This is a genomic window from Rhizobium sp. BK529 (genome assembly GCF_014194105.1).
Lineage (GTDB): Bacteria > Pseudomonadota > Alphaproteobacteria > Rhizobiales > Rhizobiaceae > Rhizobium.
In genome coordinates, this window is record NZ_JACIAU010000001.1 from 2,025,600 (window position 1) to 2,050,769 (window position 25,170).

At 58.9% G+C, this 25,170-nt stretch carries 28 protein-coding genes and 1 tRNA gene; 16 read left to right on the top strand and 13 right to left on the bottom strand.

Going from position 1 to position 25,170, the window contains the following annotated elements:
* Window positions 1-9: 9 nt before the first annotated feature.
* From FHX08_RS10300 to FHX08_RS10320, 5 genes are all read left to right on the top strand, one after another.
* Window positions 10-810: a hypothetical protein gene (locus tag FHX08_RS10300; RefSeq protein ID WP_184327155.1), complete on the top strand. Its 801-nt coding sequence runs from the start codon at window positions 10-12 to the stop codon at window positions 808-810.
* Complete coding sequence (locus FHX08_RS10305) at window positions 810-1,367, top strand: hypothetical protein (protein WP_184327156.1); 558 nt, start codon at window positions 810-812, stop codon at window positions 1,365-1,367. The genes FHX08_RS10300 and FHX08_RS10305 overlap by 1 nt, the downstream gene beginning before the upstream one ends.
* 78 nt (window positions 1,368-1,445) lie before the next feature.
* Window positions 1,446-2,450 carry a phage tail tube protein gene (locus tag FHX08_RS10310; RefSeq protein ID WP_184327157.1) on the top strand — a complete coding sequence of 335 codons (1,005 nt, stop codon included), beginning with the start codon at window positions 1,446-1,448 and terminating at the stop codon, window positions 2,448-2,450.
* Window positions 2,450-3,097: a hypothetical protein gene (locus FHX08_RS10315; protein WP_184327158.1), complete on the top strand. Its 648-nt coding sequence runs from the start codon at window positions 2,450-2,452 to the stop codon at window positions 3,095-3,097. Before FHX08_RS10310 ends, FHX08_RS10315 begins: the two co-directional genes overlap by 1 nt.
* A gap of 3 nt (window positions 3,098-3,100) precedes the next feature.
* Complete coding sequence (locus FHX08_RS10320) at window positions 3,101-4,402, top strand: hypothetical protein (RefSeq protein WP_184327159.1); 1,302 nt, start codon at window positions 3,101-3,103, stop codon at window positions 4,400-4,402.
* Between the two features lie 4 nt (window positions 4,403-4,406).
* Here the strand turns inward: FHX08_RS10320 and FHX08_RS10325 are convergent, their stop codons facing one another.
* Together FHX08_RS10325 and FHX08_RS10330 are read right to left on the bottom strand one after the other, a co-directional pair.
* Window positions 4,407-4,733 carry a hypothetical protein gene (locus FHX08_RS10325; protein WP_184327160.1) on the bottom strand — a complete coding sequence of 109 codons (327 nt, stop codon included), beginning with the start codon at window positions 4,731-4,733 and terminating at the stop codon, window positions 4,407-4,409.
* Between the two features lie 175 nt (window positions 4,734-4,908).
* Window positions 4,909-5,736 carry a hypothetical protein gene (locus tag FHX08_RS10330; protein WP_184327161.1) on the bottom strand — a complete coding sequence of 276 codons (828 nt, stop codon included), beginning with the start codon at window positions 5,734-5,736 and terminating at the stop codon, window positions 4,909-4,911.
* Window positions 5,737-6,026: 290 nt separating this feature from the next.
* Here FHX08_RS10330 and FHX08_RS31425 point away from each other — a divergent pair, with 290 nt between their 5' ends.
* The 7 genes from FHX08_RS31425 to FHX08_RS10360 all read left to right on the top strand — a co-directional run bounded on the left by FHX08_RS31425 (window position 6,027) and on the right by FHX08_RS10360 (window position 9,201).
* A complete protein-coding gene (locus FHX08_RS31425) occupies window positions 6,027-6,398 on the top strand; it encodes a VCBS domain-containing protein (RefSeq protein WP_246698296.1) in 372 nt (123 codons plus the stop codon).
* Window positions 6,391-6,822, top strand: coding sequence for a hypothetical protein (locus FHX08_RS31430; RefSeq protein ID WP_246698297.1), 432 nt, complete (start codon window positions 6,391-6,393; stop codon window positions 6,820-6,822). Before FHX08_RS31425 ends, FHX08_RS31430 begins: the two co-directional genes overlap by 8 nt.
* A 143-nt stretch (window positions 6,823-6,965) precedes the next feature.
* A complete protein-coding gene (locus FHX08_RS10340; protein WP_184327162.1) occupies window positions 6,966-7,751 on the top strand; it encodes a lysozyme in 786 nt (261 codons plus the stop codon).
* The gene (locus FHX08_RS10345; RefSeq protein ID WP_184327163.1) at window positions 7,751-8,149 is read left to right on the top strand and encodes a hypothetical protein; all 399 of its coding nucleotides are present in this window, start codon (window positions 7,751-7,753) and stop codon (window positions 8,147-8,149) included. Before FHX08_RS10340 ends, FHX08_RS10345 begins: the two co-directional genes overlap by 1 nt.
* A complete protein-coding gene (locus FHX08_RS10350; protein ID WP_184327164.1) occupies window positions 8,131-8,433 on the top strand; it encodes a hypothetical protein in 303 nt (100 codons plus the stop codon). The genes FHX08_RS10345 and FHX08_RS10350 overlap by 19 nt, the downstream gene beginning before the upstream one ends.
* An 11-nt stretch (window positions 8,434-8,444) precedes the next feature.
* Entirely contained in the window at window positions 8,445-8,897 is a 453-nt protein-coding gene (locus FHX08_RS10355) for a hypothetical protein (RefSeq protein WP_184327165.1), read from the top strand.
* On the top strand, window positions 8,881-9,201 hold the full coding sequence (locus tag FHX08_RS10360; RefSeq protein WP_184327166.1) for a hypothetical protein: 321 nt from the start codon (window positions 8,881-8,883) through the stop codon (window positions 9,199-9,201). The genes FHX08_RS10355 and FHX08_RS10360 overlap by 17 nt, the downstream gene beginning before the upstream one ends.
* Window positions 9,202-9,206: 5 nt before the next feature.
* Here the strand turns inward: FHX08_RS10360 and FHX08_RS10365 are convergent, their stop codons facing one another.
* From FHX08_RS10365 to FHX08_RS10375, 3 genes are read right to left on the bottom strand one after another with little or no spacing between them, the layout of a single operon-like run.
* Window positions 9,207-9,485 (bottom strand): hypothetical protein, encoded by a 279-nt coding sequence (locus FHX08_RS10365; RefSeq protein WP_184327167.1) that lies wholly within the window; start codon window positions 9,483-9,485, stop codon window positions 9,207-9,209.
* Window positions 9,482-9,754 carry a hypothetical protein gene (locus FHX08_RS10370; protein ID WP_184327168.1) on the bottom strand — a complete coding sequence of 91 codons (273 nt, stop codon included), beginning with the start codon at window positions 9,752-9,754 and terminating at the stop codon, window positions 9,482-9,484. The genes FHX08_RS10365 and FHX08_RS10370 overlap by 4 nt, the downstream gene beginning before the upstream one ends.
* Window positions 9,755-9,796: 42 nt before the next feature.
* Window positions 9,797-10,675 carry a tyrosine-type recombinase/integrase gene (locus tag FHX08_RS10375; protein WP_184327169.1) on the bottom strand — a complete coding sequence of 293 codons (879 nt, stop codon included), beginning with the start codon at window positions 10,673-10,675 and terminating at the stop codon, window positions 9,797-9,799.
* A 505-nt stretch (window positions 10,676-11,180) separates the two neighbouring features.
* On the opposite strand from FHX08_RS10375, the gene FHX08_RS10380 reads away from it, so the two are divergent.
* A tRNA-Pro gene (locus tag FHX08_RS10380) sits at window positions 11,181-11,257 on the top strand.
* Window positions 11,258-11,388: 131 nt separating this feature from the next.
* Here the strand turns inward: FHX08_RS10380 and FHX08_RS10385 are convergent.
* Both FHX08_RS10385 and FHX08_RS10390 read right to left on the bottom strand, forming a co-directional pair.
* The gene (locus tag FHX08_RS10385; RefSeq protein WP_132651134.1) at window positions 11,389-11,652 is read right to left on the bottom strand and encodes a hypothetical protein; all 264 of its coding nucleotides are present in this window, start codon (window positions 11,650-11,652) and stop codon (window positions 11,389-11,391) included.
* A gap of 51 nt (window positions 11,653-11,703) precedes the next feature.
* Window positions 11,704-12,168 carry a YbhB/YbcL family Raf kinase inhibitor-like protein gene (locus tag FHX08_RS10390; protein WP_132651133.1) on the bottom strand — a complete coding sequence of 155 codons (465 nt, stop codon included), beginning with the start codon at window positions 12,166-12,168 and terminating at the stop codon, window positions 11,704-11,706.
* A 207-nt stretch (window positions 12,169-12,375) separates the two neighbouring features.
* Here FHX08_RS10390 and FHX08_RS10395 point away from each other — a divergent pair, with 207 nt between their 5' ends.
* Together FHX08_RS10395 and FHX08_RS10400 are read left to right on the top strand one after the other, a co-directional pair.
* Complete coding sequence (locus FHX08_RS10395; protein ID WP_184327170.1) at window positions 12,376-13,305, top strand: NADP-dependent oxidoreductase; 930 nt, start codon at window positions 12,376-12,378, stop codon at window positions 13,303-13,305.
* 93 nt (window positions 13,306-13,398) lie between these two features.
* The gene (locus FHX08_RS10400) at window positions 13,399-15,372 is read left to right on the top strand and encodes a protein-L-isoaspartate(D-aspartate) O-methyltransferase (RefSeq protein WP_132651131.1); all 1,974 of its coding nucleotides are present in this window, start codon (window positions 13,399-13,401) and stop codon (window positions 15,370-15,372) included.
* A 72-nt stretch (window positions 15,373-15,444) separates the two neighbouring features.
* Here the strand turns inward: FHX08_RS10400 and FHX08_RS10405 are convergent, their stop codons facing one another.
* Complete coding sequence (locus FHX08_RS10405) at window positions 15,445-15,687, bottom strand: hypothetical protein (RefSeq protein ID WP_184327171.1); 243 nt, start codon at window positions 15,685-15,687, stop codon at window positions 15,445-15,447.
* 52 nt (window positions 15,688-15,739) lie between these two features.
* Here FHX08_RS10405 and FHX08_RS10410 point away from each other — a divergent pair, with 52 nt between their 5' ends.
* Entirely contained in the window at window positions 15,740-16,051 is a 312-nt protein-coding gene (locus tag FHX08_RS10410) for a hypothetical protein (RefSeq protein WP_132651129.1), read from the top strand.
* Between the two features lie 97 nt (window positions 16,052-16,148).
* Here FHX08_RS10410 and FHX08_RS10415 read toward each other — a convergent pair whose 3' ends face one another.
* The 5 genes from FHX08_RS10415 to bcsA form a co-directional block, all read right to left on the bottom strand.
* Complete coding sequence (locus tag FHX08_RS10415; protein ID WP_132651128.1) at window positions 16,149-16,817, bottom strand: HAD family hydrolase; 669 nt, start codon at window positions 16,815-16,817, stop codon at window positions 16,149-16,151.
* A 154-nt stretch (window positions 16,818-16,971) separates the two neighbouring features.
* Window positions 16,972-19,383, bottom strand: coding sequence for a cellulose synthase (locus FHX08_RS10420; RefSeq protein ID WP_184327374.1), 2,412 nt, complete (start codon window positions 19,381-19,383; stop codon window positions 16,972-16,974).
* Window positions 19,380-20,426: a glycosyl hydrolase family 8 gene (locus FHX08_RS10425; protein ID WP_132651127.1), complete on the bottom strand. Its 1,047-nt coding sequence runs from the start codon at window positions 20,424-20,426 to the stop codon at window positions 19,380-19,382. Before FHX08_RS10425 ends, FHX08_RS10420 begins: the two co-directional genes overlap by 4 nt.
* Window positions 20,423-22,963: a cellulose biosynthesis cyclic di-GMP-binding regulatory protein BcsB gene (locus FHX08_RS10430; protein WP_132651126.1), complete on the bottom strand. Its 2,541-nt coding sequence runs from the start codon at window positions 22,961-22,963 to the stop codon at window positions 20,423-20,425. The genes FHX08_RS10425 and FHX08_RS10430 overlap by 4 nt, the downstream gene beginning before the upstream one ends.
* Complete coding sequence (gene bcsA / locus FHX08_RS10435) at window positions 22,960-25,158, bottom strand: UDP-forming cellulose synthase catalytic subunit (RefSeq protein WP_132651125.1); 2,199 nt, start codon at window positions 25,156-25,158, stop codon at window positions 22,960-22,962. The genes FHX08_RS10430 and bcsA overlap by 4 nt, the downstream gene beginning before the upstream one ends.
* Between the last annotated feature and the right edge of the window lie 12 nt (window positions 25,159-25,170).

Here is a 25,170-nt window from a genome sequence, read left to right on the forward strand (position 1 = left end):
GAAATGGCGTTGCGCATCGACGACAATCTGAAAGCGATCCGTAGCGCCCATTCCGGGACCGGGCGGCCTTCCTATGCCGTCGCGGGGACGACGTGGATATCGACCGCAGAAGCCGGAAAGTTGAAGTGGTACGACTTCGACGGAACGGTCGACCACTTGACCAAGACGCTCGATCTCGCCACGGGCGAAATTACCTATGGCGACGGTACCAACGCTGACGGGACTGCGGCGGCGATCGCGGCTGCACTTTCTGATCCGACATACCTGCAGGCGCTGAAATGGCGCTCGAAAGCCATAGGCGAGCGATATGAGGTCGATACCAGTAAAGCCGGCGCTGAAATCCCGCCGTCCAACACGGCGGACACAGTTTGGATCGAGCTGACCGCCGGGCTGACTGGTGTCGGTGGTTTCAACAATGGGAAGCTCACCAGTGAGAGCATCTCCGGCACAGTGCCGCTGGTCGTTGCGACGGCTGTCGTGTCCTTCGGCGCGTCGCCGATGAACGGCCAGACAATTGATCTGCTCAACACGGAAGGCCGCATCGCTCGACCGTCTACGTCACCCGGCACAAAGCAAAACGACGCCTTTCAGAGCCATAGAGTGAACAACCTGATAGCTGATATCTCCAGTTCCTCAGGCGGCACTAACATAGCGCTGTCAACCTCTCCCTCTATTGGAGCATCGCAGTCGGGGCCGCTCGGGACATCGAGCATGAGCATAACGACCGATGGCGTGAACGGCACTCCACGCGTCGCCAACGAAACCCGAATGAAGAACGTTGGCATCAAAGCCTACATGAGGATCGCCTAATGCCATACGCAGCAAACGGACGCGTCGCGCAGGATATTTTTCCCGGCGCTATCGAAATCACCGAACAGCAATATGCCGCAGCGATCGATGGGATCGTCAACGGAATGGTGGTTTCGATCGACGGCGGCTTTTCCGTCAAGCAGCCGGAAAAGCCTGCTGAGCCGGAAATGCCGCAGCCGACAATCAATGAGGTCAAGGCGCAGCTGCGGGCACGGTTGGACTATGCGGCCGAGGCCGAGCGCCTCAAATACATCACGCCCGGCGCCGGGCAGGCCATGACCTATCAGGCGAAGGCGGCCGAGGCGAAGGCTTACCTTGACGCTGGAAATCCTGATGCAAGCGACTTCCCGCTGCTCTCGGCCGAGGTCGGCATCACCGCCGACAGTATCGAGGGCGTCGCGCAGATCGTCGCCGGCGCCTATGCGCAGTGGCAGGTGATCGGCGCGGCGATCGAGGCGGCCCGCCTCGGCGGCAAGGCTGCGATCGACGCGGCCAATGACGCCGACGCAGCGCAAGCCGCATTCGATGCCGTGACCTGGCCGTCGCCGGCAAGCTGATCGCCCAATTTGCGCCTTAGGCAAGCGCATCCGCCAACGTCTGATGACGTGGGCAATCCCTAGAGATGGAGCCCTTCAATGACGGTAGCTGACGGCAGTCAGGTCCGCCTTGCCGATGTCCCCGAAGCGATCATCGGCACGACGCCCGCCAATCCTGCTTTCCAGATCATGCGCTATGTGAGCAGCGAAGTTCGCATCAGCAAGCAGACCGATATTCCGAACGAAATCCGAGCCGACCGAAACGTTGCCTCGATCGTCGATGTGGGCCGATCGGTGCAGGGTCCGATCAACACGTTCCTGTCATACGGAACCTACGACAAGTGGCTTGAGCGCCTGCTCTGCTCGACATGGAGCGGCGATGTCCTGAAGAACGGCGTCATCCAGCAGGCGGCGACGCTGGAATTCCTTTACGAACAGGGCGCGGTCGACAGCTACGTTCGTTACCAGGCCTGCCGGTGGAACACGCTCGCCTTGACGCTGCGGGCTCGCCAGTCGGTCCAGGCGAACTGGGGCATCATGGGCATCCGATCGCCGGACCCCACGAATGCCATTCTCGCCGGCGCCACCTATGCGAACCCGACGACGACACCGGTTTTCAATGCCGGTCTGAACGTCTCGGATATTTCCTTTGACGGCCTCGCCAATGCGCCGAAGGTGCAGTCGCTGGTGTTGAACATCGCCAACAACATCTATCAGAACGATGTCGTCGGCAGCTATGAGCCCTATAGCCATGGCCTCGGCCGGTGTGAGATCTCGGGCACCATCAGCACGTATTTCGAGAACACGGATGCCTATCAGGCGATCCTCGACCATGCGGACGTCGGTATCTCGACGACGCTCATGGACGCGGCCGGCAACTCATACGTCATCGATCTGCCACGCACGAAATTCCTCGACGGCGGCCCGACAGTCGGAGGGAACGGCCAGGCGGTGATGATCGAAGTTCCGTTTCAGGCCTACTTCGATCAGACCGCCGGCGCATCGATCGTCATCACGCGTATCCCTGGTGGCATCGCGCCTGCAGGGCCTTCCCTCGACTTCTCTTCTCCCAACAACTCCCAGTACATCGGACAGGTGATCTAATGGCTCAGGTACCCCAGATTACAGTTAAGGACGCAAGCGGTTCTCCGGTCGACGTCGCAACGATCACCGCACTTGTGGCGCTGATGGGCGACACAACGGCCAATCCTCCAGCCACTTCCGAGCTCGGCCGGCTGAAGACAATCGCCGATGCGTTGGCCGGTCTCCTCAGCGTCAACCAGGTGAGCGTCGCGCATGACGTCACCGCGACCTTCACCCGCCAGCCGAACGCCACGCCCTACAATGCCGGCGCCGTGGTCGGTGCTGCGGCTGCTGCGCTGACCTTCACTGCGGCCGGCAAGGCCGGCGGCGCTGCGGCGCTGATCAATGGCGTCTCACTCAAGATCAATGCAGCAACCTCGCCGGCGACTGCGTGGCGCTTGCACCTCTACACGGTGACCCCTCCGTCGGCGCCATCCGATGCAGCGATTTTTGACCTGCCTTCTGGCGATCGGTCTTCCTACCTCGGATATATCGACATTCCGGCCGCCGTCGATCTCGGCTCTACCTGCTACATCGAGGTCAATAATATCGGTAAGCAGGTGAGGCTCGCGAGCGGCAACTGCTACGGTCTATTGCAGGCAATATCCGGCTACACGCCGGGTTCGGGCGACGTCTACGAGATTACGCTGCACACGGTCGAGGGCTGATCCATGGCCATAAACAATCGTTTGCGACGTATCCTGCAGACGGCCGCCGCAAAAAAGGGCGGTGGGGTGGTGGTGCCGACCAATTTTCAGGTCGTGACCACATACAATGGCCTTGCCAGTGTCAAATATCCGGGCACGACAGGCGGCAGAACCGATGTGCAGCTTCAAATGCGTTCGGGTCACTATCTTGGCGCCGCCGGCGTCAAGCGCTGGAAGATCGGGCAAGGAGCGTACGTCGCGCCGCAGAACAACAATAACGGTGATCAGGCGGTCGGAAACAGCTTCAATTATGAAGCTGCGCTCGAACGGGTAACTGGCGGGGCGCTGAACGCTCATGCGCAGTTTTCCGGGGCCAACACCGTGACTGTGGCAGACAATGCTGCCCTCGTCCTCAGTGACGAATTCGCGCTCGATGTCTCGGCTGATGATGAAATCTTCTCGCGCCAAGGCATCGTCATCGGGGCAGCATCGCAAAACTTCCCGCAATCCGTTCGATCCGGGCAAGACGGCACACGCGTCCTTTCGCCCGCAACAGCAAGCCAGATAGGCGGTACCGGTGCGCTCACCACGCCCAGCGGAGGCACGACGACCAGCGTCTCTGCATGGCCGCTCGTTCTCGGCGTCCCTGACAAGCCCCAGATGGCGGTTCTCGTAATCGGCCACAGCATTGCAGAAGGTCAGGGAGAGACCAGTGTCCCGAACGGCACATCGAATTCTGGCCCCTATAGACGGGCATTTTGGAATGTTGATGGTCATCACATCCCATTCGACTTCCATGCCGTCAGCGGTAGGAGTTTTGCTGGATACACGCCAGTGACATCCCCAAACCCCAGAAGCAGGTGGCCTTATTGCACCCACGCCATTATAGACCTCGCCCGGAATTCGATGGGCTTAGGCATCGCCGGTCTTAAGGCCGCGACGGTTGACCTGATCAACGAGCTGAGGGCGACGATTGGACCGTACGGTAAGAGGTTGCATGTATCCGTTACGTGCCCAATCCCTTCCACCGCTTCGAGCAACTGGATCGATGCTGCAAGTCAAAATCCAAACGCCGGCTTCGAAAATGGCGGCACGCGCGATCAATATGTGGCTTGGATAAAAGGATTTTGCGACGGTCTTATCGACGACTACATCGATTATTCTTCAGTGGTCGAAGATCCGACGGACCATACGAAATTTCTCACCAATGGAACTGCCAACTGGCCTACGACTGACGGGACGCATCCGACGTCGAACCTTTACGGCCCGATGAGCGGTATCGTGGTCGACTGGGTAAGGCGACAGGTGCCAATCCCGTCAATCTGACTCTTTACGTGATGGGGCGCTTGGCGCCGAAGAGTTTGCCAATGGCAGTCATTGCTGCGTGCAGGATGGATGCTGTGATAGTCGGCTTCTTGATCAGCGGCGGCAGGCCCATCTTGAGCCGCGATTTCGGCGTCAGGAGAACGGTGTCTCGCATCGTCCATCCATCTCCCAGTCGGATATCGACTAGACCAAGCTCGGCGGCCTGCCAGACGACAGGATCTTCTGACAGGCCGACATTGACGATCTCTCCGTCATTGTCGGTGAGGACGCGCAACAGCTGGTCCGTGTCTTTGAATGGATGTGGAATGACTTCTTCTGCGCTCGCGCCCATTGAGCCTGCCCCTAAGCCAACGCCTTAACCCATAGGCTGCATATCAGGTTGAGAATTTCACGTAAATGGAGAAAAGAAATGATTGACTATACTGCTACCGGATTGCCGCTCCATCATCGAGCGCGCTCGGGTATTATTACCGCGCTACCGTAATCAAGTAACAGCGCCAAATCGATCAACTTGCTGGAAAGCCAGTTATAGAATTGAGCGCGTGTAAAGGACGGTCGTCCAGCAACGTGAATCCGAAGTACCGCTGGGCCCTTTGGAACATGTTAGGTAACTCAGCTAGATCTGCGTCTCTTCGTTTGGATGCGAGGTAGAGGACATTTCCAGCACTTGGCCAAACTTCATAGAGCGAATGATCTTGTGCGAATAGTTTCGAGTCTATGCGTAGACGGGGCGATGAGAAAGTATGGAAAGCGATTTTCCCGGCTGCGAATGTTGTGCTTTGATGAAGCGTTGGCTCTGGCGAATCGACAAAAGTTGAGCCTGCACGTCGCCAGCTTCTGCCCTTCCACAAAGTTCCTTCATAGGGAGCCATCCAGACGGTCCACCCGCTCGGTGGCAATCGGGTCTCCATAAAAGCGCGACGCTCTTCGGGAGTTGAGGTTATCAGCTTTGGCTCTGCTTGTTCCCATATGTACGTGAACATTACGGCCCAGGTCGCCAGTAATTCTCGATCGGCAGGTTCGAGGTCGGCGGATTCACCGATAATAAGCTTGGAAAGGTTTGGCTTCACACGATTTTGGATCTCACTCATCCAACCGTTGTTGCACTGTTGGCATACCACACGCAGCCTTTGAGAGTGCGGGTCACCCGGTCGATTGACTTTTCCTTTGGTACTTTCAAAAGCCGAGCCGCTGACAATGTTCACATTATGATTGGTTTTTGCGTATGTCCGCGGAATATATTCCCGTAGCCAGTCTGCCCAAATGTGCTCTTTTGAGAGAGGGGCGCTGCCGCAGAATATGCAATGTCCTTTTTTCTGTTCTTTCTTTGCCATTCAATGCTCCGACAGAGTCCTGTAGACTGTAATCCCGGCACGTCAAGACGTAGCTCAGCGATAGAGCGCTAAGCATTGCTTAGAGGTCGATTGGTTTAAACCCATCCGGAAGACGTGTCGGGGCCCCTATAAATCGCACCCAACCATGCGCTTGAAATTTAGTCTAGTCCCGCGCTACTGCGCCCACCGCCCTCTCATCAAATTGCGATAAAGCAACTATCAGTTTTGAAGGTTGAAAAGCGCTATTGGGGCTGATCTTATCCGCGAGCAGATTCACATCGGGGGTTACTATGACAACTACTACGCTGGTTGACGCTCACAGCGATTACTTCTCTTTTTATGAGTCCGATACAATTTTTGGAAATGTCTTGTCTAACGACGCGCCTTACGTCTGGGGGACGCAGCTCAACTATCTCGACCATCAGTTGATTAACGGCAAAAGAGCCGGCGCGATCACCGACGTCGCCGGTGAGTTCGGAATCTTTCATGTAAAGCTCGACGGTTCTTTCACATACACTCTCAACGAGGACGCAAAAGCGGCTCTGCTTCCCGGTCAAACCTTGACGGAAAATTTGATGTACAAGATGTCCGACGGGGGTGGGGCATACGGACGTTGCCTGGCTCAAACTGGATATCAACGGGCATGCCGACCCTGTGGCTGACAAGGTTCTGGATTTCGAAGGAGCTGTAAACCTCAGCGACTACGAAGGTTTCAGATTTAATTTTGAGGGCGGTAATGACCCCTACCTTGAGGCGAACAAACCTGGGATGAAGGGTGCCGATGGAAATATTGCAACCGCCATGACAGGCATGGGCTTTCAGAGGGCAGACGGTCAGGCCTTCGACCTGCACAGTTTGGATTTTGGCTTCACGGGCGGAGCAGTCGGAGTTAGTGCCTTTGCCTACACTGCGGATGGTAAGTGGTTGCAGTATTATGTAGACGATATGCCGGCCAACAACATGAACCACATTACCCTTGACTGGAGCAATGTGGTTTACGCGGGCATCTCAGTGAACAACGACGGTACAATTGAGGTTTCTGTCGATAACATCCATATCGGCAGCCACGACGGCCTCTTCGTGTAACTCCTCGGCGTTGCTCTCCGAGCCAAAAGACCGGCCGTAGGCCGGTCACCTACCACCGCCCTATCATCAAAGGATAGGGGCCTAATCCCCTTCTAAGCCGCCTCTCGCAGGCGGCATTTTCATATCCAACATCGGAGACGTATATGAACATCGTGCCGAACTGGCGACGCGTGGTCGCTATTTCTTTGAGCTTCTGGATGCAGATCTTCGGTGTCGCCGTTCTGCTCTATCCGGAGGTAAAATTCCGCTGGACCGAACAGGATAGCGATCCTGTCTTCTTTTGGTGGGCGGGTCTCCTGCTCCTGCTGGCGGGCATCATCGGCCGGCTCTTCGAGCAGAGCGATTCGAAGTGGCGCGAGTGGGCGCGTATCGGCGGCGTCGCGGGACTTCTGTTGGTCATTGCCTACCTTTGCACGTCGACCGTTCGGGCCGCAGAGGCGCCCCCGCCGATCACCTCGGCAACTGAACAGCAGACGCTCGATATTGCCGTGCCGTTCATCCTGAAGAAGGAAGGCGTACGCCTGGTCGCCTATCTCGACGGCGGTGGCGTCGCGACGATCTGCGGCGGCCTGACCTCTGCATCCGGGATCGATGTCTATATCGGTATGCCGGCGATGACGATGGAAGAGTGCCTTCGCCATATGCGAATTAAGGTGGCTGAGTATCGCCGTGGCCTGCACCGTTATTTCAACGCAACGACACTTCAGACAAGGCTACCGGCGACCAGAGACACCGCCTACACCTCTCTCGCCTTCAATGTCGGGATAGGGACGGCTGGCAAAAGCACCGCCGTGCGGCGGCTGAATGCGGGGCAGATTGCCGATGGCTGCGAGGCAATCACCTGGTTCAACAAGGACGGCGGCAGGGTGATCCGAGGGCTCTTCGAGCGGCGGAAGGACGAGAAAGCCCTTTGCCTGATGGGGCTCTGATGTTCACTAACATCTCCGACCTGATCAAGATCCCGGTCGCCATTTTTGCCGGCATGATGATCGCATCCATTTTCCTCGTGATTACTTACGAGGGGATCAGCCTGCCGCTCATCGGCCAGGTTATCGATGGTCGGGTATCTACGGAAGTAAAGGCCGCCACGTCCACGATGGTCACGACCTTTGAACGTGATGCGATAGCCGCCCAGCTTGCCGAGACGGAGCGAATGCTGTCCGAAGCGAACAGAACGGCCGCCAACGCCAGAGCACGCGCTGACGATACGCAACGGGCAAAACAGGCAGCGGACGCACGCATTGCGCAGCTCGAAGCTGAAGCCAAGCCTAATCAAAAGCTGTCGCGTCCAAATGAGGAGGATTACCGATGGGTAGACGAGCACTGATCCTCCTGCCGATCGCGCTCCTGTTGATGAGCGCGAAGGGCTGCCAGACGCTTGAAGCACGAGCTGAGAAGGCCGCAGAGACCAAGGGGCAGGCCACGGCTACGCGGCCTCGCCTTGATCTTCCTGAAGCCTGCACGACCCATATGGAGCGGGTGAAGCTGCGGGATGAGCCTTGGGTGATTTTTCGCCAGCGCTGGGAAGTTGCGGCCGACAATCGCGATCGGCAGGCCGATGACTGCCAAGCATTCGAAGACGACTACAATTCGCGCCTCGGCGCCAAATAGGAGGGCTTCGATTGACAACGCCTTATGTCGGCCCCGGCATCTGGATACGCATCCAGCATCGCTTTGGTCCTCGCATGATGGAATGGTTCATGGGCTTCCACACCGCCATGTTGGGAGCTGTCCTGCTGTCGTCCGATCGTCTGTTCGATCAGGCGGAATTGGCAGGTTTCCGGGCTCTGTTTTCGAGTGAACATCTGCTGGGCTGGATCATGCTCCTGCTCGGCATTCTCAGGACCATAGGTCTCGTTATCAACGGGGCTCGAAAGGACGTGACGCCTGTCATCCGGCAGGTGTCTGCAGGCATAGGCTGCCTCATCTGGGTCGGCATCACATATTGCTATGCATCCTCCAACCTCGTGAGCACTTGGCTCGCCATTTATCCGCTGTTTGCGGTCGGCGAGCTGGTCAATATCAATCGCGCCGCGCACGACCAGGGGGAAACGAGATATGGAAAAACTGGCTGATCTGCCACCGACTGCACTCATTACCCTCGGAGTCACGCTGGCGATCATCTTTGCGGTTCGCTACCTCGGCTTGGCCGCCGGCGAGAAAACAGGACCGGAAAACAAGGCGCCCGTCGCGGCCGTCATCGTCGACCCGACTGCGCTGATAAAGGCGACGGCCGCCGTCGAGGAGCATACCGAAGCCATCCGGCAACAGATCAAGGTCGGCGAGGAAATCGCCGAACACCTCAAGTATCTCGGCGTCGAGCTGGATCGCATCCGCGAAGAGATGCGCATCAGGCGCGAGATCGAGCGCGCTCGGTAATCTCGTTAACGCTCATGAATCTTCTTGAGCGCGTCGTGATGCTCTTCCGCCCTGCGCGAAGCCTCGCGCGGGGTTTCTTCCCATCCCTGCTGCGGCATGATGCGCTTGCGCACCCACGCCTGAAAGCCGCCATTCCACCGCCATAGGCCAATCTTGCTAGAGGTTGTCGTGTCCAACTGGATGCGGCCAACGACATCCTCACCATCATAGCCCTGAAAGTCCTGGCGGCCTTCGCCTTCCCATGTCTCTCGCCATTTATATTTTGGCTGATATTCGTTGGTCATAGCTGGCGGCTTGGCCCGTTGATCCTGTTGCTCTGCACCTTGAGTGAAGCGCTGAGGACCACAATCCCGAGAGCCTCACTGAATTCGCTCGTGCCAGGTCCACCTACAGAATAGCGGCGAATCACGTCACCCGTGACGGATGTCAGCAGTCGTTCGTTTCTTGCTGCCCCATTGTAGGCCGATATTTCCCAGCGGTTCTCCGGCTTCGATAGAAACCGCCAGCGGACAATGTAATTTTCGAACAGGCGGATTTCATCGAAACGGCTCATGGGCCGCTATATTGTTCGTCGCAGACAAGCGGTCAATCCCGGCTAAATGCTTGCATCGAATTGGATCGCATTGAAGCGATCGGCGACCATTCGTCCCGAGTTCAGCCTTGGATGCACATAGATGCCGAGGAAGACGGACGCGCTTTTCCAATCCCCCGCCTCCATGGCAGTCCTGATATCGGTGCCAAGCTCGATCGCCGTCGTGGCGAAGGTATGTCGGCCGCAAAGGTGGCTCGATTTATAGCTGATATCCGCTCGCCGGCAGACTGCTTTGATCCGTTCATTGACCGAATGCCGGTTGGTGAACCGGAACACGCGATCCTCATCCCCAGCTTCTCCCCTCAGATCTCGCAGCCGCGCGGCCATCTCATCCGTGAGGTGGCGCAGCGAATTGCGGCCTGTCTTCGTTTTCACGAGCAGTGCTCGACGAGCCGCGAGATCGACATCTCTCCACCTCAGATCAATCGCCTCGCTCACCCTGGCGGCCGTTTGCGCCATGAACAGCACAAGCGCCGCGAGATGCGGCAACCGATCCTTCGTGCACTGCCTGATGAAGGCATGCATCCACACGGCCGACGCCGGCTGTCTCGGCTTCGCCGGATCTTCCTTCAGCTTCTTGATCCGGATGAGGTTGCACCATCCTCGATCGTAGCCGTGATTGATGACCGCGCGGGCCGGCGTGAGCGCCTGGCGGTTGCGGGTCGCGTTGCTCTGTGTCGGAAAGAGCGTGATCGCCATCTGCCTCACGTCGAACGGATAGATCGAGGCGAGCGGACGGTTGCCAAAATATTCGATGATCGGATCGATGAAGCGGCAGTCTCCGCCATGCTCTATGTAACTGGCGGCAGCTTCGGCGAACGTCTTCTCGCTGAGGATGGGCGTCGCAGTCGGCGCCCATGTCTGAACAATCTGATGCGTCATGTATCCCTCCAACTCTGTACTTCTGGAGCTATTTTCGGCTGGACACATTGCCGAAAAATATAACGAATACGTGGAAAGGTTCGTGGTCCAGAGCGGACCTAACTATATTGATTTAACTCGCTTTCCGCTTCCCGGTCCTGGGCACCACCTATACGTCGTCTTCATCGTCTGGCTCTTGGGTGGGGTCGTAACGCCGCATGTCAGGATCGTCACCATTTGCGATATTCAGATAGCGATCCATGATTTTACGCTCTTCCTGGCTCGGCGCCCTCCCCTGCAGTTTACGAACCCAAGCATCATATATTTCTATTGCTGTCTCTGGCTTCATCTCTCGCCTCTGGTTTGACCGGAACAAACCGGAACATCGCGTGGGACTCTCGTGGGACTGTTTGCTCCCACCAGTGCATTTTCCCGCCATATGTTCCATATTTATTCCGGCTTGCCCTATTTTCCTCTTGCGCTCTGATTGGCGATTTCATAAAGGAAACAAGCCGTTTCGGCAGGTCGGGGCGTAGCGCAGCCCGGTAGCGCACTTGACTGGGGGTCAAGGGGTCGCTGGTTCGAGTCCAGTCGCCCCGACCATTTAATCCCTTGAAATCTCAGTCATAATATCAGGACGATTTGACATCCGGTCGATGGCTCAAAATGACGCTCCGTGCCGCCGAGCTATGGCCGGTGATATTTTAACCGCTCCACACTCTGCTTGAATTGCCCTAGTGCAATGTACCCCATCGGGCATCCCACTCAACGCCTTCTGAGAGTTCGATCAGGATCTCACTCGCCCCATGCAGGTGGCTGCGGGCGATTTGGAGCGCGGCGGACGGTTCCATCTCCTCGCCGGGAAAAACGCTGTCATCCTTACCCTGGCTCGTCACCTTGCGGACGAAACCGCGGATCTCCTCACCGGAATGGTAAAGCTTGATGACCAGATCGCCCGGCTTTTCCTGACCTTTTTGAAGGCGTCGATAAATAGCCAATCTATCCTCCTGCGCACGGCAATCAGCCGAGTACGTTGAGCCCGCAACCGGTCACCTTTGTTCAAACGTGCCGGTCAGAGAGGCTTCCGCGATCGTGTGTTTCTGTGCCTCCCGCCACATCGCCTGGATGCCCGCCGAAGGCGGGATTGACAGGCTCGGCACATCGAGCGCCGCCAGTCTGAAGTGGTAGTGATGTATGCCGTGGCCCTTGGGCGGCTGGGGACCATCATAGCGGCCATTGCCGAAATCGTTGTCGCAAAAACGCGGCCCTCCATTCGGTGCCGTGTCGCTGCTTTCCGGCAAGGCGTTGCGGTCACCCGGTATGTTGAAGACGCCCCAATGACGAAAAGTTCCGTTCGGCGCATCCGGATCTTCGACGATGAGCGCAAAGCTCCGTGCCGCGTCCGGTGCTCCGGCCCATGTAAGAGGTGGCGCGATGTTTTCGCCGAGCCGCGTATACTTGATCGGAATAGCTACCCCGTCAGCGAAAGCGGAACTCGTGAGTGTGAATGACATGAAGGCCTCCTTAGGCGGTCAGGACCGGCAATGCCTGTTTGCCGTTCCACAATCTGAGGATTGTTTCAAACCTACACGTCCAACATGGGCCGGGCGTCAAAGTTCCCGCTTCGACCGTGCTTGATCGATGAACAGGGAACCTTTTCCGGCAGATGTTGTTCGAATGTCGAGAAACCTGTCCTTACCCACAACCTGAAAGGAAATGCGATGCGCGCCGTCCGCATTCATCGCTTCGGCGGTCCCGAGGTTCTAAAAATCGAGACGGTGGACGAGCCGATCCCCGCCGGTCACGAAGTTGTCATCCGCGTTCTTGCCGCAAGCGTCAATCCGGTCGACGCCAAGATAAGGGAGGGTAAATACCCTGTCGTAACGGAGAAGGAACTTCCCCATGTGCTCGGCCGTGACGTCTGCGGCGAGATCGCCGATCTCGGCGATGAGGTTGCCGGCTTCCTAATGGGCGATCAGGTATTCGCCTTCCTGTCGCCGAAAAACGGCGGGTATGAGGAATTCGTAATTGCCGGATCAAATGAAATCGCGATGAAACCGAAATCACTCGATCCGATCACCGCCGCCGCTGTACCACTCGCCGGCATAACCGCATGGCAGGGTCTCTTCGATCACGGCGATCTGCGGCCCGGCCAGCGCGTATTGATCCATGGTGGGGCGGGCGGCGTCGGCCACCTTGCCATTCAATTTGCCAAGGCCCGCGGCGCTTGGGTCGCGACGACGGTATCAGGCACAGACAAGGCCTTCGTCGAAGACCTGGGCGCCGATCAAGCCATCGACTACAAGAGCGAGCGTTTTGAAGACCAGGTCGAACCGGTCGATCTCGTCTTCGACCTCGTCGGCGGCGACACTCAGCAGCGTAGCTTCGATCTCATCAAGCCGGGCGGCGCTCTGATATCGACCCTGACGGAACCCGATGCCGCAGGGGCCGCCCAGCGAAAGATCCGCGTCGGACGCTACACCGCCCAGCCGAGCGGCGCTCAATTGCAGGAGATCGCCGATCTGATTGACGAGGGAAAGGTCAAGGTCGTCGTCGACAAGACATTTGATCTCGGCCAGGTCGCAGAGGCACAGAAAGCCCTTGAGAACACCCATGTTCGCGGAAAACTCGTTCTTCGCGTGCTTGGGTGAACATGCGCACCGAAATGTCCTGAGCTTCGTGCCGAATTGCGACTGCGCCATCTGAGGATTCCACGCAGACTTGCCGGATACAGGAGGTCTCTCATGAACCTAATCCGCGACCGCGACCGCATGGTGGAGCAGCATCTTATCCGCCGCGGTATTCGGGACAAAACCGTCGCCCGCGCAATGCGCATCGTACCGCGGGAGATGTTCGTAGATCCCGGCTTCGAAGAATTCGCCTATGAAGACGCGCCGCTTTCAATCGGCCAGGGCCAGACGATCTCGCAGCCTTTCATTGTTGCGCTGATGATCGAGAAGGCCGATCTCGATGCGGGAGACAAGGTGCTCGAAGTCGGCACCGGCTCCGGTTATGCGGCCGCAGTCGTCAGCCGCATAGCAAGACATGTCTACACTCTCGAACGACATGAAGCGCTTGCCCAACAGGCGCGAGAACGTTTTGCCCGGCTTGGTTACAGCAATATCGACGTTCGCATCGGCGATGGCAGCAAGGGATGGCTCAAGGCAGCTCCTTTCGACGCAATCATCGTCTCGGCCGGGGCGCCGGAGGTACCCCCCTCTTTGAAAGAACAGCTCGATCTTGGTGGACGATTGATCATCCCCGTCGGCCGCAACGACCAGCAGCGTCTCAAGCGCATTACTCGCATCAGCGCGGACGCATTCGAAGAAGAAGATCTTGGTGGCGTACTCTTTGTTCCACTGATCGGCGAGGATGCGTGGACGGCGGCGCATCCGCTCTATACCCCTGCCGCGCGGACCGAAAGAACGCCCGCGCAACTGATCTCAGACACCGCCGAGACATTTTCGTCAGTTGATGACGAAAGCTTCACACGGCTCTTCGATCGCTTTGCCGACAGCCGGGTCGTCCTTCTCGGTGAATCTACCCATGGCACGGCCGAATTCTACCATGCGCGCGCCGCCATCAGCCGGCATCTGATCGAGCGCCACGGCTTCGACCTGATCGCGGTCGAAGCTGATTGGCCGGATGCAGCAGCCGTCGATCGGCTGATTACCGGGCGAGATTTTCCGCAGGGCCGCTCCTTCGAACGTTTCCCCGCCTGGATGTGGCACAATGCGGAATTCGTCGAGTTCGTTCGGTGGATGCGTGCGGAAAACGCCCGGCGGCAGGCATCGCGAGTGGATGCCATCCGCTTTTATGGGCTCGACCTCTACAACATGACGGAGTCCATCCGCATGGTGATCGATTATCTCGATCGCGTCAGTCCTGATGCCGCCGTGGTCGCCCGTGAACGCTATGGCTGCCTCAGCCCCTGGCAGAACAATCCTGTGACCTATGGGCGCGCGATTCTGACCGACGCCTATAAATCCTGCGAGGAGGCCGTAGCGCAACAATGCCAAGAGCTTCTAACCAGGTCTCTCGGCGAGAGTGATAGCGATGATGATGGTTTTCTTGACGCGACACAGTCAGCAAGGCTTTTGGCAGCGGCAGAGCGATATTACCGCATCATGTATTATGGCGGCTCTAAAGCCTGGAACCTGCGTGACACCTACATGGCCGAAACCATCGAGCATCTCCTCGATTTCCATGGGCCGGACGCCAAAATGATCGTGTGGGCGCACAATTCTCATATCGGTGACGCGCGCTTTACCGAGATGTCCGCCGCGCGTGATGAACTCAATCTCGGCCAGCTCTGCCGGCAGCGTTTAGACGGCATGACCAGCCTCATCGGCTGCGGCACACATTCCGGCGAAGTTCTGGCGGCAAGCAACTGGGACGGGCTGGCCGAGAAGAAGAAGATCAATCCGGCACTTGCGGACAGTTACGAGGATCTGTGTCATCAAGTCGGAAAGGAACGGTTTTTCCTCGATTTCGACCGCAACCAGGATCTCCATGCAGGACTTATCGATCGACGGCTTCAACGTTTCATCGGTGTCATCTACAGGCCGGAAACCGAACGCCTGAGCCACTACATGCTGACCTCCCTGCCCCAGCAATACGACGCCTTCCTGTGGTTCGACGAGACCCATGCCTTGACGCCGCTCTACCGGCAAAAAGCTGCCGGAGGCAGTCAGGAAACCTTTCCCTTCGGTCTTTGACGAGTGACAGGCTCATCAAAGTCGCGATCGATTGCCTAGCAGAGATCGGGAAGGCGTGCATCGGCGCTGCCCTCAGCGTGATTCATCCGTCCATATGCGACGCTGGCCGCGGTAGATGTATTGACCGGAGCCTTGGCGCATGTTGTCACGATAATAATCGCGACGATTGCGGTTGCGGTCGTCGCCGGCGCAGCGCTCAGGAAAGCGGCGGCAATCCTGGCGGTTTTGGCGATCGACGCGCGGATTTGTCGGATCGACAACCATTGCATTACCGGCAAGCATTGCTAAAGCTAGGGCAAGCGCAACCCTGATCATTTTACTCTCTTCGATTTCCTGCAGACCGTTACCGTTGCCTGGAGTTTACCATATGCTGCCAAGCCGCTCACTTCTCATCGGCGTGATCGTGACGCTGGCGTCCTCGCATATCGCATTGGCAGAAAACGTCCAGTTCCGAAACGCCAGGGAAAATGAGATCCGTCAGCTCCTGAAGGGCGCCAGCGACCTGCAGAGGGCCCCGAACGGGTATGAATACCGCAAGGGCAATCCGAACGGCTACAAGATTTCGAATGGCCAGATCTGCGTTCTTTTCCCCAACAAGCAGACGGACTGCATCACCATCAAGACGGATGGCAAGGTGCTGCAGATGATCGACAATCTGGGCAATCGCATCAGGCTCTGAGCCTTGCCGGTCTTTGTCCTACCACCGGACCGAATCCATCCAGCGGGCAGATCCATGTCGGGTGTCGGCTATAAATTCTGCCCCCTCACCGCCAACTTTATAGGGCCGACAAAACAAGCTTTCCATCCGGCGCCACACGCGACTGCCAGGAGGCATAATTGGAAATCGTGAAATGCGGCGTCTCGAAGGGCGTCGTATGGGTTTCGGTAATGACGGCAACATCGGCACCAGCGGCTTCACCGGCGAGAATACCGGCAACCGCATCCTCGAAGACCAGGCAGCAAGCCGGATCGACGTCGAGACGGCTGGCACCCAGCAGATAACATTCCGGACTGGGCTTGCCTGCCGATACTTCCTCACCACTGACGATCATTTTCGGCATTGGGATACCCGCGGCCGCCATACGGCGGCGAGCGAGTTCGATGGGCGCGGAGGTGACGATACCCCAGCGGTCGGTCGGGAGCCCATTCAAGAAGCTGATGGAACCTGGAATCTCGATGATGCCCTCGAAATCCTCCATCTCCTCTTTCAGAAGAAGCTTGGCCTCAGCGATCGGATCAACACCGGGAAGACCGAGCTGACGGATGGCATCGGCTGCGCGAACGCCATGAATGGTCTTGAGAAGGACTTCAGGTTCGAAACCGTGGCGGATAGCCCATTCGCTCCAGACGCGCTCAACAACGGCGATGGAATTCAGCACCGTGCCGTCCATATCGAAGAGGAAGGCATCATAGGTCTTGCCGAGAACGCGATGAGATGAGGACACAGGATGTTCCTTGCGAAGCGGGGCGTCGGGCCTCCGCGACTAACCGAGAGCGGAAGCGGCGTCAACCTAAAACACGTCGCCAAACGTGCGCGGTTTCGAGATGAGGACATGTCAGACAAAGAGCGGAAACGCAGCGGCGAAGATCGCTATCGCTTTAGTCGTTGACCTCGGGATGGGTGACGCTCCTCACATCCGCAAGCCCGCGCGCGGCATCGCGATTGCCGGTTGCGGCCGCAGCCTCGAAAACTCGCGTAGCATCGCCATACATCTTCAGATTCATGTAGCTGTAGCCGCGCAACACCATGAGGTCGACGCGCTCCCGCTGCAACTGGGCGCGCTGGTCGAGATAAATGAGCGCTTCACGATAGCGGCGGCCTTCGAAGGCGGCAAGCGCGCGATCGGCAAGGATTGCAACCTGCAGCTCGGAGGCACGGTCGCGGCTCTGAGGTGCTTTGGTGGCTGCGATCGCAGCGTTGTTTGAAAGGCCTACGCGCAAATAGGCGAGGCTCTGGCCGTAAGCGGCATCCTCACGTTCCTTACGCACTGGACTTGCCAGCGCAGCCTCGAAAGCCTTCACCGCCTCCATCGGCCTGTTGATGTCCATCAGGCACCAGCCGCGCGCCAGCGCATCGCCGGGGCGGAGGCGGGCGGGATCAACGGTCGTGGAGCAGCCTCGAAACTCGCGCGGGCCGCGCTCGACCGCAACGGTCTGCATGACCCGCTCGGACCTTGCCGGTGCAACTGGCTGCGGCTGCGCTTGCGAGGGCTGAGATTGAAATTGCGCTGGGGGCCGAAGCGCCGGACCGCTCTCGGTCGGCGCAGTCTGGGCTTTGGCTGCAGCAGCTTGAGCTGCCGGCGGTTGCTCGACCACCGGGCCTGGGGCCGGCAATGGAGCGTTGGTTCGGGAAGCGGCAGACACGTCGTTCAAGGTGGCTATACGCGGCGAACGACCAGCCCAGAGACGCTGGATTTCCGCCACGCCGGCCCGATCATTCAACTGCTGGCGGGTAACGGCAAGCCCGTAGGCTGAGGGTTCGTCATCCGGCTTCCAGCGTAGTCCCGTCTCGAACCAGCGGGCAGCCGTCTGGAATTGGTTCAACGAACGGGCATACCAGCCGAACTGCTGGGCCGTGGGAACGTATTTCTGCTCGATGACCGCAGCCGCGATGCGGCCGAGCACATCCTCGCTCAGATCAGCCGGCGGCTGCAGTGCCATCAGATTGGCGGTCGCGGCAAGATAAGTGGCGGTTGCATCCTTGGAATCGTCGCGCCATTTATACATGACATCTTCCGCTTCCTGCGGAGATTTGCGGGCGATAAGAGCCAGCGCCAGGCCCTGCGAAGCAGCGGCCGAATCTTGCTTCTCGTGGGCGATGCGGAACCACTTTTCGGCATCCGCGTCGTTGTTGCGGCGAAGCTGATACCAGCCGAGCAGCAGCGCGTCTGAGGGCAGCTGCCGCTCTTCGGCAAGCTTTTCGACGCGAGAAATATAATCCGGAGCGACGTCAAGCTTAGCGTCGTCATTACCATCGGCCACAAAGCGGCGGGCGAGATCGTCACGCAGGCTGTCGAACTCCCTGGCGCCACTGGCGTCGGCAGGCTTTTCAAGGGAAAGCAGCGCCTGCATCGGACCGTATGGAAGAAGAGCAGCCGCCTTCTGGATCGTCGCCAGACGTTCGGCCGGCTCAGTGCAATTCTTCAGAATGTAGGTATAGGCATCCTGCCCGCGTTGCTGCCTGTTCGTGCCAACAAAAGCTTCGGCGACACGCCAGAGCACATCTATCTCGGCACAAGTCAGCAGGCTCGGCGTTTCGGCCGCGATATTGACGACCGTCGCATATTGCTTGAGATCGGAGGCATTGATCAGTCGGGCGCGGGATTCAGCGACATCGAGGCGATCGAGCAGGTCCGCCGGCGGTTGCCAACCGTTTTCGCCAGCCTGACGGTCGGCGATCACCTTGCGCAGCTCGGCGTACCGGCCCTCCGAATAAAGCCGCCACATGTTTTCGAGCTGCCGGTCACCATTTTGTGGGATAGCGAGCGGATCGGCAGGCGGCACCCAGTTCGGATAGAGCGCCTGAAGGCGGGAGATTTCCGCCTGCAGGCGGAGCTTGTCGCCTCGGGTTGCGAAATAACGAAGGGCACTTTCATCAACGACCGGCTGCTCCGCCGCGCCAGCCTGTGGAGGATTACTGGGTGTCGTAGCGGCGTCCGCCGCCGTCGATATCGTAGCTGGCGGGACGGCCGGAACCGGTGCTGTTTGGACGGGCGAACTCGGCGTCTGGTTCGTTGAAGGCGGATTTGCCGGAGGCGGGGTCGTCTGGGCAACGCTTTCGGTCCGCTCTGAGGAATCAACCTGTCTCGCCGCCTGGATTCGGTCCGAAACGGCCTGCACGTCAACAGGCTGATGATCGCTGTCCGGCCCCTTGATGCGGCCCATCATCATCATCTCGGGCGTCCTGCCACCGAAGCCGAAACGTTCCTGCAATGCTTCGCGGTCCTTCAGCCCAGTGATGAGCGTCGCCACGAAAGCTACTGTCGTGACTGCCACGAGAGAAGATTTCACAAACACTCTGGATGCTTCTCCCCGACATAGGCCAGCCCCAAAAGCTGAAGCGTTGATGGATAATAATAGACAGGTGCAAATTGCAGCGCTTCGGCCGGCAGCTTCGTTCCGTCCAATACACAGGCTACAACGTGGTTAATAATTTCATAACCAGGGTCGGAAAGCTCCGTCTTCGACCGCCCGGTGGACAGATCAATGGTGGCTGGCAGGCCGTTTGCGGCCATGCCTTCCTTGAGGCGCGTCAGCAGTGCCCCATCGGTCACGCCGCCTCGGACCAGATAGAGCGGGATCCGGATCGCGTTATAGCCGAACTCCGCGTCGAAACCTTCGGCCGGCTGCGGTTGGCGCTTCAAGCTCACCCATTCGGCGGGCAGCTTGCGCGGGCCGAACTGCATGGCCTTAAGCAGCGAGAGACCATCATCGGCGAGTTTCTGCCATCGATCGGAAGGTGCAAGTGCCGCCATGACGGGAAGCGCTTCATAGATCCAATAGGATGGGTTGATAACGGGACCATCATCACGATCCGCGCCAGCAAAGCCTTCCGCACCGGGCATCAGCAGAGTACGGCCAGCAAAATCGACCACGGTCTCAGACAGTGTCGACTGCGCCAGGCGGGTGGCCGCTGTGATATAGTCGGCGCGGTTCCAGGCGGAGCCAGCCAGCGCAAGCGCATAGGCAATCAGTATGTCGCCATCGGAAGCATTGTTGCTATCAGTCACATGGGGGGTGGCGGATGGATCCCATTTCCAGACCGCAAGTCCATCGTTGCGCAACAATAGTTCTGTGCGGGTAAAGTACCAGATCTGCTCGAAATCGGCTGGGCTTGCAGCAAGGTAGGCAAGCAGCAGACCATAGCCCTGGCCTTCGCTATGGCTGATGTTGCCGTTGCCATTGTCGACGATGCGGCCGCTCGGATCGAGGAATTTCGCCTTGTAGGCTGTCCAGGCCTCGCCGCTGATCCGCGGCTGCTGAGCAAAGGCTGGTTCACTGGCGGATGCCAACATCATCGTGCCTGCGAGCAATATGGTGGCCCAGCCCTTCATTCCGACCTGCCGAGCTTTAAGAGCATCCTGGAAGTGGCGAGACCAATCAGCAGCGACAGGACGACCAAAAGGAAAGAATAGGAAAGAATATTGGTCGAAAGCCAGTTAGCCGCGATCAGGCGGTAGTTAACAATCGACAGGCCGTCAGTGGGCACGAAATCGAAGCGCGTGACCGGCACGCTCTCGATCTTGCCGGTGAGGCTGGAATAGGTGGTGACATGGCCCGCAATCTGCGGCCAGTTCATCTGGGCCGTCAGGGAACTCAGCCCCTCGCGCAGGTCCTTGGCCGAGGGCGCTGTCACCACAGTCCACGTACCACCACCAGCCGGGCTCTTGCCCTGGGCGACCATCAGAGACGCCGCATTCGATGGCGTGAATACTTGTTCGGCATTTGGTACGAACTGCAGTGAGCCGGCAGTGATGTCGAAGCTGCGGCGCAGCCATTCGCGGAGCGCTTCTATGCGCCCCTGCAGCGCACCGCCGCTGATGCGCGAACGCCACTCCTCCAGCGCTTTACTATTGTCGATTTCCGTCGGCTGCGAATCCGTTACCGGCCGCCAGGAGGCCTGGCTGGCTGTTGCGACATTGACCTGTGTGAGCGCCGTTGCCGGCATCTGCGAAATCGAGCCGATAAAAATCGCGTTGCGGTCCCCTATCACACCCGGCGAGGCCACCGTTTCCATCGCGATCGGATGGCCCGCCATGATCGCGAGTTGGCCTAGCAGGGTCGCAGTGGCAGAAAGCGTGTCGGCATCGGTGCGATCGATGAACAGCGGCGTCGGGTCTGGACTGCGTCCATAGGGGTAGGATGTGCCGGCCATGGCCGCGAGGTTCGGTCGCTGCCCGACGCGCGCGAAATCCGGCATATGGAATTTAGACGTATCGAAAAGCGCAAAACGCGGCGTAGGCGACGCGGTCGCGCCGGGGACGCAGGCAGCATCGTCATCGGTCATCAAAACTGCTTCTATGGCGATCGAATTCAGCCCAGGCTTGAAATGCCGCATGGTCACGCGGATCGGAAGCTGACGGACAATCCCGCCATTGGTCGTCGCGATCGGCACGGTGGAGGCAATATTGCCGTTCACGTAGACATCGATATGGCTGCCGGGAAGTACCTTGCTGGAATAGGCGGCATCGAGCAGGATTTTCGCCTCACCATAGGCATTGGCATAAAAGTCAGCCGGCACGCCGATATTGAAGCCGGTGCGAAAGCGGCGGCCGGAAAAGTCGATGGTCCGCAAGCCGAGCTGCGAAAACGGAATACTCGCATCAGAAAAGAAAAGCGGCGCGTCAGGCGCTGTCCAGCGCTGAGTAGTCAGCACGTCGCGACGAACCTCAGGGGCGCGGTCGGTCGGAGACACGATAGTATCGATCGCCGTCGAAACCGCCTGCCAGGATGGACCGCTGATCAACAGGACGGGCGAACCACTGCGGGGGTCAATGACAAAGGCCGCAAGCGGCGCGCTTTCAGCGCCCTGGGGAAGGCTGGGGAAGATCGGACGCAACTCAGTGGCGGTACCGACGAAAACAGCCATCTTGCCGGGACCACCTGCTGGCGGAGAGGCGGCACTAAAGGCAAAAACCTGGTTCGGCATGCCGCTCAGGAGCGACAGGCCCTGCGTCAGACGCAGAAGCGGTTTGGTGGTACCGGGTTGCTCCATCGCCGGAACGACCAGATCAAATTCCGTCTTGCCCGCGCCATCGACACCGATGGCGCGGATCGCATCCGTGCCGGAAAGCTGGCCGGCATCGCCGCCGGCAAAGCTCAGATAGGTGCCGGCCGGATCGATGTTCGACCAGAGCTCATAGGTGGAGTCGATGCTGCAATCCGTGCGGTGGCGTTGATTAGCCTCGAAGGTGACGAGATTGGCACCGGGTTGGAGGAGACCCGGAGGAACATCGAAGCTGACTGCCGAAGGACTGTCGGGCGAACCGACCTGCTGCTGACCGATGATACGGTTGTTGATGAAGACGGTCAGCTGCGATGCTTCGGGAGCGACGACGATGGCGTTCTGATAGGTGAAGGTGAACCGCGCCTTTGCCGCCGCCTGCTCCCTTGTCAGATAGATCGACCATGACCTGCGGTCGTACTCACCACCAAGGCCGAGATCGGAGAAAGGCACGATATAACGCCTGGAATCGCCGGTCTGTGGAGCGGCCGCGGCAGGACGGACGACAGGGGTGGCCGACTGCGGCTGGGCCTGGACCGGGTTGGAGGGCACCGCCGGCGCGGATTGAGGTGAAGGCGAAGGGGCTGCGGGAATGACGCTGACCGGCGGCGCTGCGGTCGTAGGTGCCTGACTCTGCGCGGGCGCGGAAGGCTGCACCCTCTGCGGGGCAATCGTCTGCGGAACGACGGGAACGGGGGCCGATGCCGGCCGGGAAGGCTGCGCGGGCTGGGTCGGAAGCGTCAGGCGCGGCTTTGCCGGCGGCGCACCCGCCGGGCGCTCACCGGACATGTCGAACGGAGCGGTCTGCGCAAAAGCGAGAACCGATGTGCCGATCAGAAGAAGGGAGGCAGCGAAGAACTTTCTCATCCGGCGTTCGCCTTTGCCGTCTGCTGCTGTCGATGCTCCTCACGCTCCGGCCGCATGCTGCGGAAGAAATAAACCAGGCCACGGCTCGTCTGATAGAGCGAGAGGCCGAGGAACCAGATGGTGCCTCTGATGAGGCCCGGATTACGGCGGCGCGAGATCTGGAACTGCGTCCATTGATCCGAATTGGCAAAGATCAGGTCGGCGATCAGGCGGTGATCCAGCGCGCTCTTGGGCTGATATTGGCAGCCGACATTGGTGATATCGCCCGACGGTTCGATGTTGCGGACGATGAGCGGCAGGGTTTCGAGATCGGCGCCGCTATAGGGGCGGAAGCGGATCTCACCAAGCGTTCCAACCTGCACCGCATCGAAATGCTTGCTGAAGATGTGCAGGCGCGCGCCGTGGACGGAAACGTCCTCGATCGAGGCGGTGTACCATTGGTCGCCGACACCGAATTCACAGCGACGATTAACGCGCACGCGCCGCGAGGATGCCCTTTCCCCTCGCTCCGAGACCACGCCGAGCGCGCAGCCGGCAAGGATCAGGTTGATGATATTCCAGCCGCCGACGACGAGCGTGACATCGGCCTTATAGGGTTCGGCGTAAATCTTATAGATGGTGATCGCAACGGCGATGATCTGCACCGCGAAGATGACGAAGAAGGGCCTGCTGATTTCCGACAGGCGGCTGACGGCGATGGATTCGTCCTTGGCGGTGACCTTGAAGGTCGGCTTGCGCGGATTGAGCATTACCGAGACGACCGCCGGCAACAGGTGAACCGTCTGCACATACTCATAGAGTTCGGAAATCCACGGCCAGCGGAACGATCCGTAGAGATAGTTCTGCATCATCAGGTTCACGATCATGTAGGCGAGCGTATAAGCCAGGAACTCACCGCCTGAGGCCGTGAAGATCTCAAGATCGAAAAACAGGTAGAAGAGCGGCGCGAACAGGAAGATCGTACGGGGGAACGGGAACAGCCAGAACAGCGACGAAGACATATAGCAGAGGCGTTGCGGCAGCGAGAGGCCGCGCTTGAGCAGCGGAAAGCGAAAGCGCAGGATCTGCATCATGCCCTGCGCCCAGCGGCTGCGTTGGCCGATGAAGCTTGCGAAAGTCGCAGGCTGCAGACCTGCGATCAGCGGTTTGTCGAGATAGATGCTGTTCCAGCCGGCGCCGTGAAGGGCAAGAGCGGTCTCGCAATCCTCGGTGATGCTGACACCGCTGAAGCCGTTCGTGGATTGCAACGCGCGGCGGCTCAAGACTGCCGCCGAACCGCAGAAGAAGGCGGCGTTCCACTTATCGAGGCCACGCTGGATGATGCCGTAGAACATTTCGTTCTCGCTCGGCATCTTGTCGAACGTGCGCAGGTTGCGCTCCAGCGGGTCCGGATTGATGAAGAAATGCGGCGTCTGGACCAGGAATAGCTTCGGATCGTCGTCGAAATAACCGACGGTTTCGAGGAGGAAGTCGCGCGCCGGCGCATGATCTGCGTCGAAAACGGCGATCAGCTCTCCGCTCGAGTGCTGCATGCCGTTATTCAGGTTGCCGGCCTTGGCATGTTCGTTGCGGTCGCGTGTCAGGTAATTGACATCGAGATCGATGCACAACTGCTTGAGCTCGTGATGGCGTGCTGCGGCAGCCTGCGCCTCGATCAGCTTGCCGGAATTTCGCTTCTGTAAGGTCCCCCCGTCATCCAGCAGCCAGACATGCAGCTTGTCGGCCGGGTAGTCCATCGCCTTGGCGGCGGCGAGGGTATTTGCCAGCAGGTCGGCCTCTTCGTTATAGGACGGGACGAAGACGTCGACATGCGGGAAGCGCTCGAGCTTGGCGGCGCGCGACGGGCGCGGCGGCAACGGCGTGGCGATGATGAAGAGCGACAGCGCCAACATCATCACGCTGTACATTTCAGCGAGATAGAGCAGCAGGCCGGGAATGAAGTTTTCGAGCTGGTTGACAGGTGGCAACGTATTGGTCGTGCGCCAGTAGACATAGCGCAGAACAATGGACGTACCGAAGGCGAGCGCCACCAAACGCCATGTGCCTTCCCACTTCAACACCTTGATGAGTGCCATGAGCGTGACGACGGTGATGCTGGCGATGAGCTGGGTCTGCAGATTGACGGGCAGCGTGATCAGGGCGATCACACAGAGCGAGACCAAAGCCCATATGAGAACACTGCCAGCCTTACGCATAAACGTTCCTTC

Coding starts and splice junctions, on each gene's coding strand:
- FHX08_RS10305 (WP_184327156.1), top strand. CDS start 810: ATGCCATACGCAGCAAACGGACGCGTCGCGCAGGATATTTTTCCCGGC.
- FHX08_RS10310 (WP_184327157.1), top strand. CDS start 1,446: ATGACGGTAGCTGACGGCAGTCAGGTCCGCCTTGCCGATGTCCCCGAA.
- FHX08_RS10315 (WP_184327158.1), top strand. CDS start 2,450: ATGGCTCAGGTACCCCAGATTACAGTTAAGGACGCAAGCGGTTCTCCG.
- FHX08_RS10320 (WP_184327159.1), top strand. CDS start 3,101: ATGGCCATAAACAATCGTTTGCGACGTATCCTGCAGACGGCCGCCGCA.
- FHX08_RS10325 (WP_184327160.1), bottom strand. CDS start 4,733: ATGGGCGCGAGCGCAGAAGAAGTCATTCCACATCCATTCAAAGACACG.
- FHX08_RS10330 (WP_184327161.1), bottom strand. CDS start 5,736: ATGGCAAAGAAAGAACAGAAAAAAGGACATTGCATATTCTGCGGCAGC.
- FHX08_RS31425 (WP_246698296.1), top strand. CDS start 6,027: ATGACAACTACTACGCTGGTTGACGCTCACAGCGATTACTTCTCTTTT.
- FHX08_RS10340 (WP_184327162.1), top strand. CDS start 6,966: ATGAACATCGTGCCGAACTGGCGACGCGTGGTCGCTATTTCTTTGAGC.
- FHX08_RS10345 (WP_184327163.1), top strand. CDS start 7,751: ATGTTCACTAACATCTCCGACCTGATCAAGATCCCGGTCGCCATTTTT.
- FHX08_RS10350 (WP_184327164.1), top strand. CDS start 8,131: ATGGGTAGACGAGCACTGATCCTCCTGCCGATCGCGCTCCTGTTGATG.
- FHX08_RS10360 (WP_184327166.1), top strand. CDS start 8,881: ATGGAAAAACTGGCTGATCTGCCACCGACTGCACTCATTACCCTCGGA.
- FHX08_RS10365 (WP_184327167.1), bottom strand. CDS start 9,485: ATGACCAACGAATATCAGCCAAAATATAAATGGCGAGAGACATGGGAA.
- FHX08_RS10370 (WP_184327168.1), bottom strand. CDS start 9,754: ATGAGCCGTTTCGATGAAATCCGCCTGTTCGAAAATTACATTGTCCGC.
- FHX08_RS10375 (WP_184327169.1), bottom strand. CDS start 10,675: ATGACGCATCAGATTGTTCAGACATGGGCGCCGACTGCGACGCCCATC.
- FHX08_RS10390 (WP_132651133.1), bottom strand. CDS start 12,168: ATGTCATTCACACTCACGAGTTCCGCTTTCGCTGACGGGGTAGCTATT.
- FHX08_RS10395 (WP_184327170.1), top strand. CDS start 12,376: ATGCGCGCCGTCCGCATTCATCGCTTCGGCGGTCCCGAGGTTCTAAAA.
- FHX08_RS10400 (WP_132651131.1), top strand. CDS start 13,399: ATGAACCTAATCCGCGACCGCGACCGCATGGTGGAGCAGCATCTTATC.
- FHX08_RS10405 (WP_184327171.1), bottom strand. CDS start 15,687: ATGATCAGGGTTGCGCTTGCCCTAGCTTTAGCAATGCTTGCCGGTAAT.
- FHX08_RS10410 (WP_132651129.1), top strand. CDS start 15,740: ATGCTGCCAAGCCGCTCACTTCTCATCGGCGTGATCGTGACGCTGGCG.
- FHX08_RS10425 (WP_132651127.1), bottom strand. CDS start 20,426: ATGAAGGGCTGGGCCACCATATTGCTCGCAGGCACGATGATGTTGGCA.
- FHX08_RS10430 (WP_132651126.1), bottom strand. CDS start 22,963: ATGAGAAAGTTCTTCGCTGCCTCCCTTCTTCTGATCGGCACATCGGTT.
- bcsA (WP_132651125.1), bottom strand. CDS start 25,158: ATGCGTAAGGCTGGCAGTGTTCTCATATGGGCTTTGGTCTCGCTCTGT.